A 1482-nucleotide genomic window follows, 5' to 3' on the forward strand; every position below is an offset into this window, starting at 1 on the left:
ACAGCGACCCCGGTGTCGCCCAGATCACCGCCACCGACGGACACCCCTTCTGGGTCCCCGACCTGGGCGAGTGGATCGACGCCACCCACCTCCAACCCGGCCAATGGCTCCACACCAGCTCCGGCACCTGGATACAAATCACCGCCATCCACCGCCGGACCGTCCCACACGCCACCGTCCACAACCTCACCATCAGCCACGTCCACACCTACCATGTAGTAGCCGGCAACACGACAGTCCTCGTCCACAACTGCGGCGACAGCACGAACAGTCATCTATCAGACCTTCCGGTGCATCCCGATGTCAATAAGTTCAACGTTCGGGCTGGCGAGCTGGTCAACAATAGATTCGAAACGCACGCGCTGAATCCGCACCAAATGAATGGTGGTGAGGTTGCCGGGCACGGCGGTGTCAGAAATCTCACGAACGACGAGCTTATTATCCCGGGTGGCCCGCAAGGTAACGACCCAATCAGAGGTGCACGTGATTGGGGTCCAGGAGACTGTGGGTGTTATCCTGCGTCTCGCGTGTACATCACAGGCGGTCACCACCGAACGGCCGAGATTGCGAGAAGGGTAAGAGCAGGGGTCATGTCGCCAGATACCTTAATCGAGTTTGTGATTTCACCTCCATGATGATGTCATTCAAATATCTGATCAGTGGCGAGCAGCGGTTCGTTGTTGTAGTTATTGCTGGTGAAGCCGCTGCCACCACTCGGCTGTGGGTCTGCTTGGTGTCAGACAATCCGACGGTCGGAAGCGGTTGGGTCGGCTGCTGGAGTAGTGGCACGGGGAAGGTGGAAACGGCACATTCCCTCGGACGTTTTCTCGAGGAAATTAATGCGGAAGTGGTGCGTGTGGGGCGAACAGGTCCGTTTGGCGCCTACCTCGACGACCATCTCTTCTTCGACGGGTGGGATGCCTGGGGAAGCGGAATTCCGGCACCGATAGAAAATCTGCTGCCGGTCGATGTGCTGGCGGGCGCGGAAAGCTGTCGGTCGAGTGACGAACTTGTAGGTAGACTGTTTAACAGAGAAATGCGAACCGGCGATTCTTATGAGTAACGGAAAGATTCACGCGCGTGCCGGGTGGGTGTTTCGGTGAGGTGCCTGCCGGGCCTCTGACATTTCCTCCCTCGGGACTCCACGCATTCATCGATTTTGTCATGCTCGCCGAGGCGGGGATGCGGGTGACGCCCTCCGATTTTCCACCGGTTGGCAGCGTGATCGAAGCAGTGGCGATCGACTTTATGCCGTGGGGCGAACTGCGGCTATCTGCCCGCCAGTCCTCAATCTCGAGGCAGCGAGAATTGGAATAGGTGCGCGGTCGATAGACAAGACATTCATCAGGTGGCGATGAGGTTTTTGGTGTCGTTGCAGAATCGGCGGACGGCGGGGGTGCGCCGGTAGGGGCCGAGTGCGGCGACGAGGTTGCGGACGTGTTTGATGCACCTGGCGGAGGTGACCTGCCCGGTGAGGGTCTG

General features: G+C 59.1%; 2 protein-coding genes. Both read left to right on the forward strand.

Going from position 1 to position 1482, the window contains the following annotated elements; translation table 11 throughout:
* On the forward strand, positions 1–635 hold a 635-nt coding region (locus tag ACFHWT_RS31240; protein WP_416598281.1), incomplete at its 5' end, for a polymorphic toxin-type HINT domain-containing protein.
* Positions 632–1063, forward strand: coding sequence for a hypothetical protein (locus tag ACFHWT_RS31245; protein ID WP_416598283.1), 432 nt, complete (start codon positions 632–634; stop codon positions 1061–1063). The genes ACFHWT_RS31240 and ACFHWT_RS31245, both read left to right, overlap by 4 nt.
* Positions 1064–1482: the final 419 nt, after the last annotated feature.

The sequence above is a fragment of the Micromonospora sp. LOL_021 genome (genome assembly GCF_048060215.1).
Classification (GTDB): domain Bacteria; phylum Actinomycetota; class Actinomycetes; order Mycobacteriales; family Micromonosporaceae; genus Micromonospora_E.